General features: G+C 69.8%; 17 protein-coding genes. 11 read left to right on the plus strand and 6 right to left on the minus strand.

What is annotated here, in order from left to right; all coding sequences use genetic code 11:
• Nucleotides 1–13: 13 nt before the first annotated feature.
• The 3 genes from GGQ62_RS10100 to GGQ62_RS10110 all read left to right on the plus strand — a co-directional run bounded on the left by GGQ62_RS10100 (nucleotide 14) and on the right by GGQ62_RS10110 (nucleotide 3,272).
• Entirely contained in the window at nucleotides 14–1,744 is a 1,731-nt protein-coding gene (locus GGQ62_RS10100) for a CocE/NonD family hydrolase (RefSeq protein WP_152577430.1), read from the plus strand.
• Between the two features lie 65 nt (nucleotides 1,745–1,809).
• Nucleotides 1,810–2,073: a hypothetical protein gene (locus tag GGQ62_RS10105; RefSeq protein WP_152577429.1), complete on the plus strand. Its 264-nt coding sequence runs from the start codon at nucleotides 1,810–1,812 to the stop codon at nucleotides 2,071–2,073.
• Nucleotides 2,074–2,096: 23 nt separating this feature from the next.
• On the plus strand, nucleotides 2,097–3,272 hold the full coding sequence (locus tag GGQ62_RS10110) for an alpha/beta fold hydrolase (RefSeq protein ID WP_152577428.1): 1,176 nt from the start codon (nucleotides 2,097–2,099) through the stop codon (nucleotides 3,270–3,272).
• Between the two features lie 43 nt (nucleotides 3,273–3,315).
• On the opposite strand, the gene GGQ62_RS10115 is transcribed toward GGQ62_RS10110, so the two are convergent.
• The 4 genes from GGQ62_RS10115 to GGQ62_RS10130 all read right to left on the minus strand — a co-directional run bounded on the left by GGQ62_RS10115 (nucleotide 3,316) and on the right by GGQ62_RS10130 (nucleotide 8,089).
• Nucleotides 3,316–4,545: a Gfo/Idh/MocA family protein gene (locus tag GGQ62_RS10115; RefSeq protein ID WP_152577427.1), complete on the minus strand. Its 1,230-nt coding sequence runs from the start codon at nucleotides 4,543–4,545 to the stop codon at nucleotides 3,316–3,318.
• Nucleotides 4,546–4,603: 58 nt separating this feature from the next.
• Nucleotides 4,604–5,569 carry an NAD(P)H-dependent glycerol-3-phosphate dehydrogenase gene (locus GGQ62_RS10120; RefSeq protein WP_152577426.1) on the minus strand — a complete coding sequence of 322 codons (966 nt, stop codon included), beginning with the start codon at nucleotides 5,567–5,569 and terminating at the stop codon, nucleotides 4,604–4,606.
• Nucleotides 5,570–5,651: 82 nt separating this feature from the next.
• Nucleotides 5,652–6,695 (minus strand): tRNA (adenosine(37)-N6)-threonylcarbamoyltransferase complex transferase subunit TsaD, encoded by a 1,044-nt coding sequence (gene tsaD, locus GGQ62_RS10125; protein ID WP_152577425.1) that lies wholly within the window; start codon nucleotides 6,693–6,695, stop codon nucleotides 5,652–5,654.
• Between the two features lie 20 nt (nucleotides 6,696–6,715).
• The gene (locus tag GGQ62_RS10130; protein WP_152577424.1) at nucleotides 6,716–8,089 is read right to left on the minus strand and encodes an MATE family efflux transporter; all 1,374 of its coding nucleotides are present in this window, start codon (nucleotides 8,087–8,089) and stop codon (nucleotides 6,716–6,718) included.
• Between the two features lie 116 nt (nucleotides 8,090–8,205).
• Here GGQ62_RS10130 and hemC point away from each other — a divergent pair, with 116 nt between their 5' ends.
• The 3 genes from hemC to GGQ62_RS10145 are packed head-to-tail and all read left to right on the plus strand — an operon-like array spanning nucleotide 8,206 to nucleotide 10,866.
• A complete protein-coding gene (gene hemC, locus GGQ62_RS10135) occupies nucleotides 8,206–9,138 on the plus strand; it encodes a hydroxymethylbilane synthase (RefSeq protein ID WP_152577423.1) in 933 nt (310 codons plus the stop codon).
• A gap of 4 nt (nucleotides 9,139–9,142) precedes the next feature.
• Nucleotides 9,143–9,802: a uroporphyrinogen-III synthase gene (locus GGQ62_RS10140; RefSeq protein WP_152577422.1), complete on the plus strand. Its 660-nt coding sequence runs from the start codon at nucleotides 9,143–9,145 to the stop codon at nucleotides 9,800–9,802.
• Between the two features lie 20 nt (nucleotides 9,803–9,822).
• Nucleotides 9,823–10,866: a hypothetical protein gene (locus GGQ62_RS10145; protein WP_152577421.1), complete on the plus strand. Its 1,044-nt coding sequence runs from the start codon at nucleotides 9,823–9,825 to the stop codon at nucleotides 10,864–10,866.
• Here GGQ62_RS10145 and GGQ62_RS10150 read toward each other — a convergent pair.
• Nucleotides 10,797–11,450, minus strand: coding sequence for a YggS family pyridoxal phosphate-dependent enzyme (locus tag GGQ62_RS10150; RefSeq protein WP_152577420.1), 654 nt, complete (start codon nucleotides 11,448–11,450; stop codon nucleotides 10,797–10,799). The two genes, GGQ62_RS10145 and GGQ62_RS10150, sit on opposite strands and share 70 nt — an antisense overlap.
• Nucleotides 11,451–11,461: 11 nt before the next feature.
• A complete protein-coding gene (locus tag GGQ62_RS10155; RefSeq protein ID WP_152577419.1) occupies nucleotides 11,462–12,175 on the minus strand; it encodes a hypothetical protein in 714 nt (237 codons plus the stop codon).
• Between the two features lie 313 nt (nucleotides 12,176–12,488).
• Between GGQ62_RS10155 and GGQ62_RS10160 the strand changes: the two genes are divergently transcribed.
• From GGQ62_RS10160 to rpe, 5 genes are read left to right on the plus strand one after another with little or no spacing between them, the layout of a single operon-like run.
• Nucleotides 12,489–12,923 carry a DUF3576 domain-containing protein gene (locus GGQ62_RS10160; RefSeq protein WP_243446088.1) on the plus strand — a complete coding sequence of 145 codons (435 nt, stop codon included), beginning with the start codon at nucleotides 12,489–12,491 and terminating at the stop codon, nucleotides 12,921–12,923.
• Nucleotides 12,924–12,934: 11 nt separating this feature from the next.
• Entirely contained in the window at nucleotides 12,935–15,466 is a 2,532-nt protein-coding gene (gene leuS, locus GGQ62_RS10165) for a leucine--tRNA ligase (protein WP_152577417.1), read from the plus strand.
• Complete coding sequence (lptE, locus tag GGQ62_RS10170; protein ID WP_152577416.1) at nucleotides 15,456–15,962, plus strand: LPS assembly lipoprotein LptE; 507 nt, start codon at nucleotides 15,456–15,458, stop codon at nucleotides 15,960–15,962. Before leuS ends, lptE begins: the two co-directional genes overlap by 11 nt.
• Nucleotides 15,959–17,002, plus strand: coding sequence for a DNA polymerase III subunit delta (holA, locus tag GGQ62_RS10175; protein WP_152577415.1), 1,044 nt, complete (start codon nucleotides 15,959–15,961; stop codon nucleotides 17,000–17,002). Before lptE ends, holA begins: the two co-directional genes overlap by 4 nt.
• 55 nt (nucleotides 17,003–17,057) lie before the next feature.
• Complete coding sequence (rpe, locus tag GGQ62_RS10180) at nucleotides 17,058–17,717, plus strand: ribulose-phosphate 3-epimerase (protein ID WP_152577414.1); 660 nt, start codon at nucleotides 17,058–17,060, stop codon at nucleotides 17,715–17,717.
• Nucleotides 17,718–17,719: the final 2 nt, after the last annotated feature.

The raw sequence follows: 17,719 nt of genomic DNA on the forward strand, positions 1-17,719 counted from the left end.
AAGGGATGCTGAAATGACCGCAGGATTCGACCCCGGCCAGCGCCGGCTCAACGGACCGCAAACGACGGGGCGCCAATATCGCAACCTGTCGCAGCCCGTTCACGCCATGGCGCGCGATGACGATGTGGCGGTGCCCATGCGCGACGGCGTGGAACTGCGCGCCGACGTCCATCGCCCGGCGGAACCCGGCCGCTATCCGGTCCTCGTCGCCGCCTCGCCCTATCCGCGCCAGATCCAGGACCTGGGCGCACCGATGGGCTTCATCGAGGCCGGGGCCAGCGACTGGTTCGTGCCGCGGGGCTATGTCCACCTCATCGTCAACTGTCGCGGCACCGGCGGGTCGGGCGGCACGTTCGGGTTTTTCGACGGCCAGGAACGCCGGGACATGTACGACCTGGTCGAATGGGCAGCGGCACAGCCCTGGTCGGACGGCAATGTCGGCATGGTCGGCATCAGCTATTTCGCCATGACGCAGATGGAAGCCGCGGTGGAACGCCCGCCGCACCTGAAAGCCATCATGCCGATTGCCTGCACCACCGACCTGTACCAGTCGGCCACCCACAATGGCCTGTTCAGCAGCGGCTTCGTCACGCCCTTCCTGTCGATGATCGGCATGACATCGGCGCGACCCGACAGCTTCTGGCGATCGAAACTGATCGCCGCCGCACGCGCCGTGCTGCACACGCCGGCCATCCACCACAAGTTCGAGACAATGAACGGCGAGGCGGCCATTGCCGGGCTCAAGGCGGTGCTCAAGCTGCACCATGATCCGCACCCCTGGGACGAACTCTGGAGCGCCATCGCTGTCGAACACCCGTTCCGCGATGGCTGGTGGGACGACCGCGACCTGACGCCGTTGCTGGATCGCGTCGAGGTGCCGGTCTATCTCGGCTGCGACTGGCAGAATGTGCCGCTGCACCTGCCGCACACCTTCGATACCATCAACCGCTTGACCGGCAGCCCGCATGTGCGTGTCGCGCTGATGGGCGAGCATGGCCTCGCCTGGCCATGGGAAAGCCTGCATGTCGAAGCGCTGGCGTGGTTCGATCACTGGCTGAAGGGCTGCGATACCGGCATCCTCGACGGTCCGCGCCTCCGCTATGCCCTGCCCGGCACCGACGAATGGCACAGTGCCGACAGCTGGCCATTGCCCCGGACGCAGCATCACCCGTTTCCCCTCGGCGCCGATGGCGTGCTGGGCGGTGACAGCGCGGGCGCACGCGCGATGCTGACGCTGGGCGCCGGGCTGGGCCGCGTTCGTGCCAGCGAAATCGACCCGCCGGCGTTGCTGGCGTGGGACAGCGCGCCGCTTGCCGCCGACCTCGACGTGGTGGGTGAGATCGAGCTGGCGCTGGACGCGACCAGCACGGCGCCCGATACGGCGTGGATCGCGACATTGCAGGATGTCGCACCCGATGGCCAGGTGACGGAGGTCACGACGGGCTATCTGCGCGCCGGGCTGCGCGACGTCGACGAAGCGCAAAGCCGCACCGGTGCCCCGGTAATGCCGTGTCGCAGTTTCAACGCCGTGCCGATCGGGGAACTGACGCCCTATCGCATCGCGCTGGTGCCCAACGCGCGCCGCTTCAAGGCCGGGCACCGCATCCGCCTCGTCCTGACCAGCGACGACCAGGACCCCGACACGCCCGCGGCGCTGAACTTCCGTCACGCCAGCATCGGCACCTCGTGCCTCAGCCACATCCATTCGACGTCGCGGCTGTTGCTGCCGATCGCGGCAGGCTGACCATTTTGCCGGACAATGGGGCAGCCGGTGATCTTTTCTCCGCCCCGATCGAAAGGACCAAGTCCATGATGAAAATTGCCTTCGCCCTTGCCATGCTGGCCGCCACCGGCGCAGCTTACGCCCAGGAACCGGTGCAGAACATCGATCCCGCCCGCCACGGCAACCTCGCCGCGGCCCAGGATCTGGTGCGCCAGGCCTTTGACCGGCTGAGTCTTGCCCAGAAGGAAAATGGCAACCAGCTCGGCGACCATGCCGTCAAGGCCAAGGCGCTGTTGAGCCAGGCCAATGCCGAAATTCGCCTCGCAGCCGATTTCGCGAACGCGCGCTGAACTTGTACAAAAGGGGCGGCCAGATGATGCCATTTCGATCCTATATGGTGGCGACGGGGCTTCTGGCCGCCAGCCTTGCCAGTGCCGGCGCGCACGCAGCGCCGCCCCCCGCCGGCACGATCCTCGCCCAACAGGCGATCGACGGGGCGCCGGACGGTGCAACGGCCTATCGGCTCAAATATGCTTCGCGCGGGCAAAATGGCGATGCGGTGTCGGTTTCCGGATTGGTGATCGTGCCTGCGGGCACGGCGCCGTCCGGCGGCCGGCCGGTTGTCGCCTGGGCGCACCCGACAACCGGCGTCGTCCCGGCCTGCGCGCCATCCAGATCCTTCCTCAAGTTCGCGATGATCCCGGGGCTGCGCGACATGCTGAAACAGGGCTTTGTCGTTACCGCGACCGACTATCCGGGCACGGGGCCGGGCGAAGTCCAGCCGTTCCTCGATGGCCGTGCCGAAGCGCGTGCCGTCCTCGATTCGGTACGTGCGGCCCGAAGGCTGGAAGGCTCCGGCGCCGGGCAACGCTATGCACTTTGGGGCCATTCGCAAGGCGGGCAGGCCGTGCTGTTCGCCGGCGCCATGCACAAGGACTATGCCCCGGAGCTGGCACTTGCCGGCGTCGCCGCCGCTGCGCCCGCCACCGATCTGGCGGCGTTGTTGCGCGACGACATGGGCACGAAGGGCGGCAACAATCTGACGTCATTGGCGCTCTGGTCCTGGGCACGCACCCAAGATGCGCCCTTTGATGCCATCGTCCGGCCCGGTGCCGTGGGCGCGATCGATGCGGTGGCGGCGAAGTGCATCGATGCGCTGCTGCCCAGCCCGTCCAAGCGCGCCGCCGACAAGGTGCTGGCGCAGGGCTTTCTCACGGTCCCCGATGTCACGGCGGTGGCGCCATGGCGCGAAATCATCGCTCGCAACAGCGCCGAACCGTTGCCCGCAACGGTGCCGCTCTTCCTGGCGCAGGGCGACGCCGACGTCATTGTGCGCCCGGCGGTGACGGCGGCCTTCATGGCACGCCAGTGCGCTGCCGGCGGCAAGGTGGCGCTGCACGTCGGGCCGAACATCGGGCATGGCTGGATCGCGACCAAAAGCGCCAACGCCGCCATCGGCTGGATCGCCGACCGTTTTGCCGAGCTGCCGGCACCCGATGATTGCGGTGCCCGTCAAGTCCAGTCTCTGAACGGGAAAAATCCGTCGTGACCGCGCCAACCCATCGTCGGCGTCTGCCCGAAGTTCGGATGCGTCAGAGGCGCATCCGGCCATCGGGGCGCAACGGCACCGTCTTCCCGGTCTCGGCCGCCGCATAGATCGCCTCGAACAGCCGGACGTCCCGCAGACCCATCTCGTCGGGTGTCCGGATCGTCGCGCCGTCGCGAATGGCGTCCGTAAAATTGTCGAGCTGCCTTGCGAACTGCACCGTCGGGTCACCGAGCGCGATGTCGCGACGCTCGCGCCCCTCCAACCGCATCTTGTGCCCCGAATAGCCCGTTGCGGGATCCATGATGAGCGCGCCGGTGTCACCGCGAACGTGCACGAGGTTCGATCCGTTCGAATCGTACGATGTCATCAGCTGTGCAATCGCGCCCGAGGGGAAGCGCAGCTGCGATGCGACCGAGGCAAAGACCTGGGTGAACCGCGGGTCGTTTGCGGGTCGATAGGTCGTGGCGGCAACGCTTTCCGGCATCTCGTCGGCCAGGTAGAGCGCCGCCTGCAGCCCGTAGATGCCATAGTCCTCCAGCGGCCCGCCGCCAGCGAGGGCGCGGTCGATCCGCCAGTTCTCGGCCGGCCGCGATGCCGGGTCGGTGCGCGACAACTGCTCGGTCCGCAGGAAGCGAATGTTGCCCGCTGCCCCGCGCCGCATCAGCGCCATCGCCTCGATGTTGTGGGGCTCGAAATGCACGCGATAGGCGATCATCAATCGCCGGTTCGCGCGCTGCCCGGCAGCGATCATCCGCTCGCAATCCGCGCTGTTGAGCGCCATCGGCTTTTCGCACAGCACATGCTTGCCGGCCTTGAAGGCGCGAACCGCATAGTCGGCGTGGAGGCCGCTCGGCAGGACGATGTAGACGGCGTCGATCCGCGGGTCGGCGGCAATGCGGTCATATTGCTCGTAGGAATAACGGGCGTCGGCGGGCACCCCATAAGCGTCCCCGACCCGGCGCAACTTCTCGGGATTGCCCGATACCAGTGCCGCGATGTGCGACCGCGCCGACCGCGAAAAGCGCGGCATCATCTGATTGAGCGCATAGTCGCCCAGACCGACGATCGCGTAACCGACACTGCCCGGCTGCGGTGCGCGCGGGGGACCGGAGGGCAAGGTGACAGCGTCGGGCATCGGACGACCACGTGCGGACACTTTTCCGGTCGTCTGCGCGAAAACCGACGCGGGGGCCGCAGTGGCGGCCAGCGTGACGATGGCCGTGTCACGCGCCTGCTCGATGAAACCCCGTCGCGAAATGCCGCTGCCGTCCATATCGGGCTCTCCTTTTGCCAATGGCTATAGCGTCCGCCGGCCACGCCGGTTCCAGCGCCTATTCGGCGCGCAGCGGCCGCGCCAGCAATGCACTGATGACCTCGACCACCGGCGCACCGGCGAGCAGCGCCGCCACGGCCTCGGCGATCGGCATTTCGACCCCGGCCGCGCGCGCCGCCGCGACCAGGACCGGCGCCGTGGCGGCGCCCTCCGCCACCGTGCGGGTATCGAGCAGGGTTGCCGCCGGCTCGCCGCGGCCAATCCCGAGCCCCAGGGTGAAATTGCGGCTGTTCGCCGATGAACAGGTCAGCACCAGGTCGCCCAGCCCCGACAACCCCGCAAGCGTATCCGCCCGCGCGCCGCGTGCCAGCCCGAACCGTGTCATTTCGGCAAAACCGCGCGCGATCAGCGCGGCGCGTGCGTTGAGCCCCAGCCCCGCGCCCTCGACGACGCCGCAGGCGATGGCGAGGACGTTCTTGACCGCACCGCCGATCTCCGCGCCCGTCACATCGTCGCTGAAATAGGGGCGGAACGTCGGCCGCGCCAGCCGCTGCACCAGCGCCGTCCCCACGCCGGCATCGCGACATGCCAAGGTGACCGCCGTCGGCAGGCCGCGCGCCACTTCACCGGCAAAGGTCGGGCCGGACAGGACCGCGCATGGCGCATCGGTCAGATCGGCGACGACTTCGGCCATCAACTTCAGCGTCGCCGCCTCGATGCCCTTGGCGCACAGCACCAGCGTCGGTCGCGCCGCCAGCGGGCATTCGGCGAGAACGCTGCGCAGATGCTGCGCCGGCGCGACCACCAGCCACAGATCGGCCGCCGCCAACCCCGCCGTGGCGGCGCTGGCGCGGATGCGCGGAGACAGGGCGACGCCCGGCAGGAAATCGGGGTTGGCACGGTCCTGGTTGATCGCCGCGACCACTTCGGGCTCGCGCGCCCACAGCACAACATCCTCGTCGCCGGCCATCACCTGCGCCAGCGCTGTCCCCCAGGCGCCGCCCCCGATCACCCCGATGGTCACGCTGCAACTCCCCTGCCGGTGCGGTGATCGGCGGCGGATAGCCTTGCTTGGCGCACACGCGCCGGGGCACCGATCACCATGGTCACGCCCGCACCCCGGCCCCGCGCACGGCTTCCGCTCCCGGATCGAGCGGCCAGCGGGGCCGCGCCGGCGCGTCGAGCGTGTCGACCAGCCCCAGCGCCAGCCGCTCGGCACCGGCCCAGGCGATCATCGCGGCATTGTCGGTGCACAGCCACAGGGGCGGCGCGACGAACCCAAGCCCATGCGCCGCCGCCACTGCCGCCAGTGCCGCGCGGATATGCTGGTTCGATGCCACCCCGCCGGCAACCACCAGGGCCGTTGCCTGCGGGAACGCCGCAATGGCGCGCGCCGTGCGATCGACGAGGCAATCGGTCGCCGCCGCCTGGAACCCCGCCGCCAGGTCGTCGCGATCGGTCGGCGTCTTGTCCGGCAGCGCCGCCCATTGCCGCAACACGGCTGACTTCAGCCCGGCAAAGGAAAAATGCGGCTCCGCACTGCCCAGCAGCGGGCGTGGCAGGGCAAAGCGCCGCGCATCGCCGGATCGCGCCGCCCGCTCGACCGCCGGCCCGCCGGGAAAGCCCAGCCCGAGGATCTTGGCGGTCTTGTCGAATGCCTCCCCGATGGCATCGTCGATCGTCGTCGCCAGCCGGCGATAGCGGCCGACGCCTTCGACCCCCAGCAGCTGGCAATGGCCGCCCGAAACCAGCAGCAGCAGATAGGGGAACTGCAGGGCCGGGTCGGCCAGCCGCGGGCTGAGCGCATGGCCTTCGAGATGGTTGATCGCCAGCAGCGGCTTGCCCGCTCCCCAGGCCAGCGCCTTGCCGGTGACCAGACCGACCATGACACCGCCGATCAACCCCGGCCCGGCCGTCGCCGCGACCGCATCGACATCGGCCAGCGCCACGCCGGCTTCGTCGAGGACTTCGGCCACCATCGGCGTCAGCCGCTCGGCATGGGCGCGCGCCGCCAGCTCGGGGACGACGCCGCCGAACGGCCGGTGCGCCTCGTCCTGGCTCGCAATGCGCTGCGCGACGATGCTGCGGTCACCGCGGACCAGCGCCACGGCGGTTTCATCGCACGATGATTCGATGCCGAGAATGAGCATCCCCCCGCCTTACCGGCAACTCAACGCCGGGTCCAATCCGCCCGCCAGACGACCAGGATCGACATGGCGCCATAGACGATGATGCCGGCGCCGATCAGCGCGAACACCATCCAGACAGGCGCGGCCATGGCGACCAGCGCCGTGCCGCCCACCGCGACGATGCCCAGCCGCAAGGCGCCTGCCAGCAGCATCGGCGCGACCTTGCCCGCCGCCAGCGCGGAAAAGAACAGGCTCATCCCCGCGCCGAAAAAGCCGTAGGTCGGCCCGACGAAGTGGAAATATTGCGACGCAGCCGCCACCGTGGGCGCGTCACTGGTGAAGATGCCGACCCACAGGCCCGGCACCAGCGCCATCATCAGCCCGATGGCAGCCATCACCGCCGCCGCCAGCCGCGCCGCTGTCCAGGTCGCGGCGCGGGCGCGCGGCACCATGCCGGCACCGATGGCGGTGCCGACCAGTGGCACCGATGCAACGCCGATGGCAAAGCTGAGCGGGGTCAGCAGGAACTCCAGCCGCGTACCGATGCCGAACCCGGCCAGCACGGTCGGGCCGAAGCCGGCGACCAGCCGATTGAGGATGACGATGGTGGCGATGGACATGATCGGCGAAACCGCCGCCGTCGCCCCCGTCCGCAGGATCGCTGCAAAATAGGCGGCGGTCGGCGGCACCGCGCCGACCGGCACGGCAATTCCCGCCCGCCCGGCCCGCAGGTAGACGAGCAGCACGACCGAACCGATGGCATAGGCGACCAGCTGCCCGGCCGCGACGCCCGCCATGCCCAGCCGCGGCACCGGGCCCAGCCCCAGGCCGAGCGTGCCGCCGATGACGATCTGCAACAGGGCGGTCAGCAGCAACACGGTCGATGGCACCGCCATGTTGCCCGCCCCGCGCAGGACGGCGGCCAGCAGGTTGACCGTCCACACCCCGATGGATCCGATGAAGGCCACGCGGGCATAGGCGACCGCCTGGTCGAGCGCTGCACCCTTCGCCCCCAGCGCGCCGAAGACCAGCGGCGCCAGCGGCAGCAGCACCAGCGAAGTGACACCTCCGGCAATCACCCCGATCCACAGCGCATGCACCGCCAATGCCTCGGCACGGGGGGTGTCGCCGGCGCCCAGCGACCGCGCGATCGCCGCCGAAACACCGCTGCCGATGGCGCCGGCAGACAACATGGCCTGCAGCATAACCAGCGGAAACACGACCGCCATGCCCGCCAGCGCCGGCACCCCCAGCCGGCCGACATAGGCGGTTTCGGCAATGGCCGCGACCGACCCGGCCACCATCGCCCCCATGTTGGGCAATGCCAGCCGCATCAGCGCGGGCAACAGCGGGCCCGACAGCAACGGATTGTCGCGCACCGCCGCCGGCGCGTCAGCGGACGTTCCGGTCGCCATGGCCTGTCCCCCCGATGATCGTCTTTTCGCCAGTGTGGCGGCTGCCGCCATCCAAGTCGATATGCAGCTGCACAGTCCCTTGCCAAGCCGCCCCCGGGCTTTCACAAGTCGCTGCCATGATCACAGCCGATACCCCCAGTTTCAAGCTCGGCACGCGCGGCTCGCCGCTCGCGCTGGCGCAGGCCCGCATGACAGCGGCGGCGATGACCGCGGCGCATGGCTGGGACCCGGGCCATGCCGAAATCGTCGTCATCTCGACCACCGGCGACCGGGTGCAGGACCGGCCGCTTGCCGAAATCGGCGGCAAGGCGCTGTGGACCAAGGAACTCGACGCCGCGCTGATCGATGGCCGCATCGATTGCGGCGTGCATTCGATGAAGGACGTCGAAACACAATTGCGCGATGGCATTGCGCTGGTGGCGATGCTGCCACGTGCCGATGTCCGCGAACGGCTGATCGGGGCAGACAGCATCGATGCCCTGCCCCAGGGTGCCCGCATCGGCACGTCGTCGCCGCGCCGTGCCGCGCAATTGCAGGCGCTGCGCCCCGACCTCGTCACCGAGGTGCTGCGCGGCAATGTCGCGACGCGCATGGCAAAGGTCGAAAGCGGCGCCATCGATGCGACGCTGCTCGCCGCCGCCGGTCTCGACCGGCTCGGCATCGCGGTCGGCGCGACGATCGAAACCGATGTCATGCTGCCGGCCAGTGCCCAGGGTGCCGTCGGCATCACCGCCCGCGCCGGTGACGAGGCCGTGCTGGCGCTGCTGGCGGCGATCAACGACGCCGATACCTTTGCCGCGGTGTCGCTGGAACGCGGCTTTCTGGCGGCGCTCGGCGGCACCTGCCACAGCCCGGTGGCAGCGCTCGCCACCATCACCGGCGACCGCGTTGCCTTCCGCTGCGAAATCATGACCGAAGACGGCAGCGAGATCGAGGAAGGCGGCTTTGAAGCGACGCTCGCCGACGCGCCGCAGCTGGTGGCGGCGCTGGCCGCCGACATGCTGGCGGATTCGGGACCGGCGTTGCGGGCGCTGTTCCACCCCGGCTGACGCGATGCGGCTGCTCGTCACCCGCCCCCTGCCCGGCGGCGAGGCAACCGCGAACCGCCTGCGCACGCTGGGCCATGACGCGCTGCTGGCGCCACTGATGGCGACGAAGGCGCAGGCCTGGACGCCGCCCGAAATGCCGCCGCGCGCGATCATGCTGACCAGCGCCATGGCGCCGCGACTCGCCGGGCCAGGCATCGCCGGCTGGTGCGACGTGCCGGTGTTCGCCGTCGGCGCCGCCACCGCCCGCGCCGCGCGGGCGGCCGGCTTCACCGATGTGCGCGACGGGGGCGGCACCGTGCAGGCGCTTCTCGACGGCGTTGCGGCGCAGGGGCTGGAAAGGATCGTCCACCTCGCCGGCGCGGATCGCACGCCGGTCCGCGTCCCTGCCGGGCTGACGGTCGATACCCATATCGTCTATCGCGCCCGGCTGTTGCCGCTGGCGACAGCGCCCGCCGTGGATTGGGTGCTGCTCTACAGCCCGCGCACCGCCGCCCATTTCGCTGCCGAGATCGACCGGCTGCAGCCGCCGCGCGACACCATCGCCCTTGCCGCGATCAGCCCGGCGGCGCTGGCAGCGGTCGGGGGCGGCTGGCGACGGGCGGTGGCGGCCGCGACCCCCGACGAAGACAGTCTGTTGGCGGCCATCGGCGTTCCGTGCCAATAGGGCGGCCCGAAAGGATATCCATGGACCCTGCCTTCGATCGCGGCGAGATCGACCGTGCCAGCCTCGACGCCACGGAGCGGCTGCGTGCGCGCCTGTCCGGCCGGCCGCCGGCGCAGGCCCCGACACCGCGCCGCAGCGTGCTGCCCTGGGTGCTCGCCGGCAGCCTGTTCGTGTTTTCGGCCGGGATGATCGCCAACCCGTGGTTCGAACGCTCGGTGCGCAGCCAGCTGCCGTTCGCCGCCACCACCGCCACCCCCGTCGGCAACGCCGGCGAGGTGAAGAAGCTCCAGGCGCGCATCGACCAGCTGGAAAGCCAGGGCGCTGCCTCGGTCGGCCTGCCCGCCGGTGAACGGCTGGCGCGCACCGAAGCGCGTGTCGAAGCCAATGCCGAGCATCTGACCCGCGACAGCGAACGCATCGACAAGCTGACCAGCGAGATCGCGGCGCTGACCGGGCGGGTGGAGGCCGATACGGGCCGCACCGAAGCCGCGGCGCTTGCTGCCACCGCCGCCGCCGATCGCGCCCAGGGGATGATCGGCGTGCTGCTGGCGCGCCAGGCGATCGAAGCGGGCCGGCGCCTCGGCGGTATCGAAATGGTGCTGCGCCAGGCGTTCGAAGCGCGCTATCCGCAGGCGGTCGCAGCGGTCGCGGCACTGGGCGCGGCGCCGGTGACGCTCACCGGGTTGCGCCGCGATTTCGCCGGGCTCAACGCCGCGCCGGAAGGCGCCGGACAGGATTGGTGGCAGACCCTTACGGAAGCCGTACGCAGCGCGGTGACGCGCCCCGGGGACGCCCCCGTGGCGCCGCGCGACGCCGCAGCCGCGGCGCTGGCCCGCGGCGATGTCGCCGCTGCCGCCCGCCACCTGCGCCGCCTGCCCGAACCGCGCCCGGGCGCGATCAACGCCTGGCTCGCCGCGGCGGACCGCTGGCAGGCCGGCATGGCGGCGCTGACCACGCTGGAAACCGCCGCGGTCACGGTGCCGACGGTGCCGCCTCAGCGCGACCCGAACAGCGCGCTCCCGACGCGGACGACGGTCGCCCCCAGCATCGCCGCGGTTTCATAATCCGCCGACATCCCCATGCTCAGCTGGGACAGGCCATGCCGCCGTGCCAGCTCGGCGAGAAGCGCGAAAAACGGCGCCGCTTCGGTATCGGCCGGCGGCACGCACATCAACCCGACCACGGGCAGGCCGGCCGCGCCCGCCGCCGCCAGCATTGCCGGCAGGTCGGCGATCGCGCAGCCGCCCTTTTGCGCTTCGGCGCCGATATTGACCTGGATGTAGCAATCGGGCCGCTTGCCTGCCGCCATGGCCTTGCCGAGCGCGGTGATCAGCGACGGCCGGTCGACACTGTGGATGACATCGAACAGCGCCACCGCTTCGGCGGCCTTGTTGGACTGCAGCTGGCCGACGAGGTGGAGCCGGACATCGGGGGTCGCGGCGACCAGCGCCGGCCATTTCGCCTGCGCCTCGGCGACGCGATTCTCACCGAAGCTGCGCTGCCCAGCGGCGATCAGCGGCGCGATTGCCTCCGGCCCCCAGGTCTTGCTGACGGCCACCAGCTCGATCGCGGCCGGGTCACGCCCGACGCTGCGCGCGGCGCGCGCCATCGCCGACGTCACCGCCGCAATCCGGTCGGCGGGTGTCATGCTGTCCAAGATCAGAAGGCGATGTTGGTGCCGAGATAGACCGACTGGTCGGGCCGGTCGGCATCGAGCAGGGTCGGTGTCGTCGGCGCCAGCTTGTAGCGGACGCCGCCGGTGACCGACAGCCGCGGTGCAAAGGCATAGGCGCCGCTCAGCTCCGCCGAATAACGCCGCTCGAGCGGGTACAGCAGCAGGCTGCCCTGCTCGGCTGTGCCCTGCAGGCGGGTCTTCCAGTTGCGGCCGCCATAGCTCAGGCCGATATCGATAGCGTCGCTGCGGGTGGCGAGCAGCGCCGCCGGGCCGGGTTCGACATGGCGATAGGCAGTGTTGACGGCAAAGCCCTTCCAGCCGACCGAAACGTCGACGGCATAGGCGGTCGGCAGCGCCGCCGTTGCCTCGACCGGCGCCGCGGCGCGCGATCGATCGGTGGCGGCGGCAACGACGCGCGTGCTCAGCCCGAGCGACAGCGCCTTGCGGCTGTCGGCCTGGCCCGATGGCGTGAAACGGAAGGCGCGCTCCTGCGTCTGCAACCGCGCCGATGCGGCATTATTGCCGGCGGCGGTGAAGCTGAACTTGTTGAGGTCACTGACCGGCGGCTGGAACGACGTGACCGGCGTATCGAAGCTGAAGCGCTGCTTGGGCGTCGCCTTGGTCACCGTCATCGTCATCGTCTTGGTGGCGGCGAGCGCCGGCGCGGCCAACAATGCGACGACAAGTGCAGCGGTCACGACCAAAGACGGGCGCGCCGAAGCGCCCCCTATGGCCAAGGCGGAGTTTCCCCCGCGCGAATCACCTGCCGCGAACATGTCCAAGCCCTATCAGCGTCATTCCCGGTCGCCCAGATGCTAACAACATGGTTCGGCCACATTTGTCCGATTATTCGCAAGGACTGTGGTTTGCAGCGCACAGTTGCGCGCATCAGGCCCGCCCGCCCGAACCGCGCCCGGCGCATTCGCGCGGGAAGGCTTGGCGCATCGGTGCGGCAAAGCCTATAAGCCCCCGCGTAGCGTTTGGAAGGCCATGAAGTTGAAGAGATCGTCGATGCGCCGTTTCGGAATCCTGCTGGTCGGCGTGGCGCTGGCCGGCTCGCTCGGCGCCTGCGGCAAGAAGGACCGGCCGCGCACCGCCGCCGAAGCGCCGGCGCGGCTGACGACGATCGGCGTCAATGCCTATCTGTGGCGGGCTGCGCTCGACACCATCGGCTTCATGCCGCTGGCGCAGGTCGATTCGAACGGCGGCATCATCATCACCGACTGGTATGCGACGCCGCAGAGCCCCAACGAGCGCGTCAAGGTCACCATCGCCATCCTCGATACCGAATTGCGCGCCGATGCCATCAAGGTCACCGCCGTGCGCCAGACCATCGCCGGATCGGGCTGGGTCGATGCGCCGGTGCGCCCGGGCACGGTGCAGAAACTGGAAGAAACCATCCTCAGCCGCGCCCGCGACCTGCGCCGGTCGCAATATAACGGCTGATCCAGACCCGAATGGCACAGAAATTCGACTATCAGGGCGCCGAAACGCGCTGGCAGGCGGCATGGGCGGCAGCGGACAGCTTTCGCGCCGATGACGCGTCGCCGCGGCCCAAGGCCTATGTGCTGGAGATGTTCCCCTATCCGTCGGGGCGCATCCACATGGGCCATGTCCGCAACTACACGATGGGCGATGTCATCGCCCGCACCCGCCGCGCCCAGGGTTTCGAAGTGCTCCACCCGATGGGGTGGGACGCCTTCGGCATGCCGGCCGAAAACGCCGCCATGGAGCGCGGCGTCCACCCCGGCGACTGGACGCGCGCCAATATCGCAGCGATGCGGTCGCAGTTGAAGCGGCTGGGCTTTGCCTTCGACTGGAGCCGCGAGCTGGCGACCTGCGAGCCTGATTATTATGGGCAGGAACAGGCGCTGTTCCTCGATCTGCTCGCCGCCGGGCTGGTGTATCGCAAGGAATCGGCGGTCAACTGGGATCCGGTCGACATGACCGTGCTCGCCAATGAACAGGTCATCGATGGCCGCGGCTGGCGGTCGGGCGCCGTTGTTGAACGCCGCCGGCTGAGCCAGTGGTTCCTGCGCATCACCGATTTCGCCGACGACCTGATCGCCGGGTTGGAAACCCTGGCGGACTGGCCCGAAAAGGTCCGGCTCATGCAGGACAACTGGATCGGCCGGTCGCAGGGACTTCGCTTCACATTTGCCGTCGTCGGCGCCGACACCAGCTTCGACGTCTTCACCACCCGCCCCGATACGCTGTTCGGCGCCAGTTTCGCAGCATTGGCTCCGGACCACCCGATCAGCACGGCGCTGGCGGAGACCACCCCGGGGCTTGCCGATTTCATCGCCGAATGCCGCGCCGGCGGCACGGCGACCGCCGATATCGAGGGCCAGGAGAAAAAGGGCTACGATACCGGCCTGTCGGTGGTCCACCCGCTCGACCCGACGATCACCCTGCCGGTGTTCGTCGCCAATTTCGTGCTGATGGACTATGGCACCGGCGCCATCTTCGGCTGCCCGGCGCATGACCAGCGCGACCTCGATTTCGCCCGCAAATATGCCCTGCCGGTGACTCGCGTGGTCGCCCCCGAAGGCGAGGCGGACTTGGCCGTTGCCGACGAGGCCTATACCGGCCCCGGCCGGCTGGTGCATTCGCGCTGGCTCGACGGCATGGACATCGATGCCGGCAAGGCCGCCGTCATCGCCCGCGCGCAGGCCGAAGGCTGGGGCACCGCCGTCACCCAATATCGCCTGCGCGACTGGGGCGTGTCGCGCCAGCGCTATTGGGGCACGCCGATCCCCATTATCCATTGCGACGGCTGCGGCGCGGTGCCGGTGCCGAATGACCAGCTGCCGGTGGTGCTGCCCGAAGATGTCGGCTTCGACCGTCCCGGCAACCCGCTCGACCATCATCCGACGTGGAAGCATGTCGCCTGCCCGCAGTGCGGCGCCCCGGCGCGGCGCGAGACCGACACGCTCGATACCTTCGTCAATTCGTCCTGGTATTTCATCCGCTTCGCCAGCGCGCCCGCCGACCGGCCGTTCGACCCGGCGGTCGCGGCGCAATGGCTGCCGGTCGGCCAATATATCGGCGGTGTCGAACACGCGATCCTGCATCTCCTCTATGCCCGCTTCTGGACCCGGGCGCTCAACCGCATCGGCATGATCGACGTCGCCGAACCCTTTGCCGGGCTGTTCACGCAGGGCATGGTGACGCACGAAACCTATTCGCGCGCGCAGGGCGAAGGCGTCGCGCCGCTGTTCTTCGCGCCCGAGGACATTGTCCGCACCGGCACCGGCGCCACGCTGAAGGCCGATGACGCCCCGGTCGATGTCGGCCGCGTCATCAAGATGTCGAAGTCGAAGAAGAACGTCGTCGACCCCGACCATATCATCGCGACCTATGGCGCCGATGCAGTGCGCTGGTTCGTGCTGTCCGATTCGCCGCCCGAACGTGATCTCGCCTGGTCCGAAGCCGGCATCGAAGGCGCGTGGCGCTTCGTCCAGCGCGTCTGGCGGCTCGCCGAGGACGCCGCAACCGCACCGGCCACCGGCGACGACGACGGCAAGCTGACGCGCAGCGTCCATCGCGCCGTCGCCGCGATCACCGCCGACATCGACCGGCTGCAGTTCAACAAGGCCGTCGCCCGGCTGTACGAACTGGTCAGCGCCATCGAAAAGGCCGCGGCCGGACCCGGCCGGACCGACGCCATCCTGATCCTGCTCCGCCTCGTCGCGCCGATGGCGCCGCATCTGGCGGAAGAGGCCTGGGCGACGCTCGGCCAATCGGGCCTCGTCGCCGACGCGCCGTGGCCGGTCGCCGATCCGGCGCTGCTGGTCGACGACGTCGTGACCATCGCCATCCAGGTCAACGGCAAGCTCAAAGATAGCTTCGAAACCGCCAAGGGCGCCGACAAGGCAGCGGTCGAGGCCGAGGCGCTGGCGCGCGACAAGATCGTCCGCGCGCTCGGCGGGCTGGCGCCGCGCAAGGTCATCGTCGTTCCCGATCGGCTGGTGAACCTTGTCGTCTGATCCGCGCCTTCTCGCTGCGGCCGTCGCCGCCCTCGGCCTTTCGGCCTGCGGGCTGGCGCCGGTCTATTCGGGTGGCAGCACCAGTGCGCCGGCCGTGCTGATGACGCAGATCGAGGTTCCGCCAATCCCCGACCGGTCGGGATTCCTTGTCCGCCAGGCGTTGATCGATCGCTTCGGGCAGACGGTCGCCGCGCCGCGCTACCGGCTCGAAGTGGAGCTCGACGACCAGATTCTTGCCTTCGGCGTCCGCGGCGACAACTCCGCCTCGCGCGAACGGCGGACGCTGCGCGCCCGCTACCGCCTCGTCGATATCGCCACCAACGCCGTGCTCGTCGACGCCACCGCCGGGTCGGACGCGGGCATCGACCGCGTCAGCTCGAATTACGCCGTGGTCGCCGCCGAAACCACCGCGCTCGAACGGCTTTCGACCGAAATCGCGCAGCAGATCGCGGCCCGCATCGCGCGCTACGCCAACGCCGGCCAACCGCAGAAGTGAAGGCGGACACGGCGCGCATCGCCGCCATCGCCCGGCGGTGGCCCGATGACCTGCGGCTGGTCCTGCTGCACGGGCCCGATGGCGCTGCCTCGCGCGACCATGCCGATGCGCTCGCTCGCCAGTTCGCCGACGCCGGCAATCCGATGGCGGTCGAAACCCTGCACGGCGCGTCGCTCGCCGCCGATCCGCAGGCGCTGGTTGCCGCCGCCGGTGCCATGTCGATGTTCGGCGACCGCACGCTGGTGCGCGTCGAAGGGCTGGACGACAATGGCCTTGATGCGGTCGAGGCGCTGCTCGCGGGGCCGCCGGGCAACCCCGTCGTCGCTCTCGCCGGCAGCCTGAAGAAGGGCAGCAAGCTGCAGGCGCTTGCCGACCGGTCGCCGGCGATCGCGGCGCTGATCAGCTATGAACCCAGCGCCCGCGATGCCGGCCGGCTGGCGTCCGACATCGGCGCCGAGCTGGGCCTGCGGCCGACCCGCGATGCCGCCATGCTGCTGTTCGAAGCGGCGGGCGGCGACCGCATGGTGATGCGCCGCGAGCTGGAAAAGCTCGGCCTCTATCTCGATGCGACCCCCGACCGGCCGCGCCCGCTGGAGGCCGATGCCGTGGCGGCGCTGGCCGCGGGCGCCGGTGATGCCGACCAGTTCGGGCTGGCGGGTGCGATTGCGGGCGGCCATGTCGACCAGGCCGCCGACCTGCTGGCGCGGCTGACGCCGGGGCTGGGCATTGTCGCGCTGCGCGCCGTCGAACGGCGCATGATGCTGCTGCTGTCATTGCGCAGCGCCGTCGATGGCGGTGCCGCGCCGCGGGCGGTGGTGGAGGCGGCGCGGCCGCCGATTTTCTGGAAGGAAAAGGACGCCATGGTCGCCGAGCTCGGCGCCTGGACAACCCCGGCGCTGGCGGCGGCGCTGGCGGATCTGCTCGGCGCCGAACGCGGCATCAAGGCGCGCGGCAGCCTTGGCGAAACCCTTGCCCATGCGACGCTGCTCGACCTGGTGCGCCGCGCCGCGGTGGCACGCCGCCGCGCCGGTTCGGCCTGAAATTTCCCGTAACGATCCCCTACCCCTGGCGCCCGCGCGCTGCTAGAGCCTTGCCATGCAAGCCCCCGTTCGCATCGCCCCGTCGATCCTTTCGGCGGATTTCGCCCGGTTAGGCGAGGAAGTGCGGGCGATCACCGCCGCCGGCGCCGACTATGTCCATGTCGATGTCATGGACGGGCATTTCGTCCCCAACATCACCATTGGACCGATGGTGGTCAAGGCGATCCGCCCGCACACGCATCTGGTGATGGACGTGCATCTGATGATCGCGCCCGCCGATCCGTTTCTCGACGCCTTCGCCGAGGCCGGCGCCGACATCCTGACCGTCCATCCCGAATCCGGCGCGCATGTCCACCGCACCGTCCAGCGCATCAAGGCGCTGGGCAAGAAGGCCGGCGTTTCGCTCAACCCCGGCACGCCCGCCAAGATGCTCGATTATCTCATCGACGATATCGACCTGGTGCTGGTGATGAGCGTCAACCCCGGCTTCGGCGGCCAGAGCTTCATCGACGGCCAGCTGAAGAAGATCGAGGCCGTCCGCAAGATGATCGACCGCACCGGGCGCAGCATCGACCTGCAGGTCGATGGCGGCATCGATACGCTTACGGCGCCCCGGGCCATTGCCGCGGGGGCGGATGTGCTCGTCGCCGGCACCGCCACCTTCCGGGGCGGGGCGGGCCAATACGCCGCCAACATCGCCGCCCTGCGGGGTTGATG

The sequence above is a fragment of the Polymorphobacter fuscus genome, from assembly GCF_011927825.1.
Taxonomy (GTDB): Bacteria; Pseudomonadota; Alphaproteobacteria; order Sphingomonadales; family Sphingomonadaceae; genus Sandarakinorhabdus; species Sandarakinorhabdus fusca.

Coding starts and splice junctions, on each gene's coding strand:
- GGQ62_RS10110 (WP_152577428.1), top strand. CDS start 2,097: ATGATGCCATTTCGATCCTATATGGTGGCGACGGGGCTTCTGGCCGCC.
- GGQ62_RS10130 (WP_152577424.1), bottom strand. CDS start 8,089: ATGGCGACCGGAACGTCCGCTGACGCGCCGGCGGCGGTGCGCGACAAT.
- GGQ62_RS10150 (WP_152577420.1), bottom strand. CDS start 11,450: ATGACACCCGCCGACCGGATTGCGGCGGTGACGTCGGCGATGGCGCGC.
- GGQ62_RS10115 (WP_152577427.1), bottom strand. CDS start 4,545: ATGGACGGCAGCGGCATTTCGCGACGGGGTTTCATCGAGCAGGCGCGT.
- leuS (WP_152577417.1), top strand. CDS start 12,935: ATGGCACAGAAATTCGACTATCAGGGCGCCGAAACGCGCTGGCAGGCG.
- GGQ62_RS10140 (WP_152577422.1), top strand. CDS start 9,143: ATGCGGCTGCTCGTCACCCGCCCCCTGCCCGGCGGCGAGGCAACCGCG.
- GGQ62_RS10160 (WP_243446088.1), top strand. CDS start 12,489: ATGCGCCGTTTCGGAATCCTGCTGGTCGGCGTGGCGCTGGCCGGCTCG.
- GGQ62_RS10105 (WP_152577429.1), top strand. CDS start 1,810: ATGATGAAAATTGCCTTCGCCCTTGCCATGCTGGCCGCCACCGGCGCA.
- hemC (WP_152577423.1), top strand. CDS start 8,206: ATGATCACAGCCGATACCCCCAGTTTCAAGCTCGGCACGCGCGGCTCG.
- GGQ62_RS10145 (WP_152577421.1), top strand. CDS start 9,823: ATGGACCCTGCCTTCGATCGCGGCGAGATCGACCGTGCCAGCCTCGAC.
- rpe (WP_152577414.1), top strand. CDS start 17,058: ATGCAAGCCCCCGTTCGCATCGCCCCGTCGATCCTTTCGGCGGATTTC.
- GGQ62_RS10100 (WP_152577430.1), top strand. CDS start 14: ATGACCGCAGGATTCGACCCCGGCCAGCGCCGGCTCAACGGACCGCAA.
- tsaD (WP_152577425.1), bottom strand. CDS start 6,695: ATGCTCATTCTCGGCATCGAATCATCGTGCGATGAAACCGCCGTGGCG.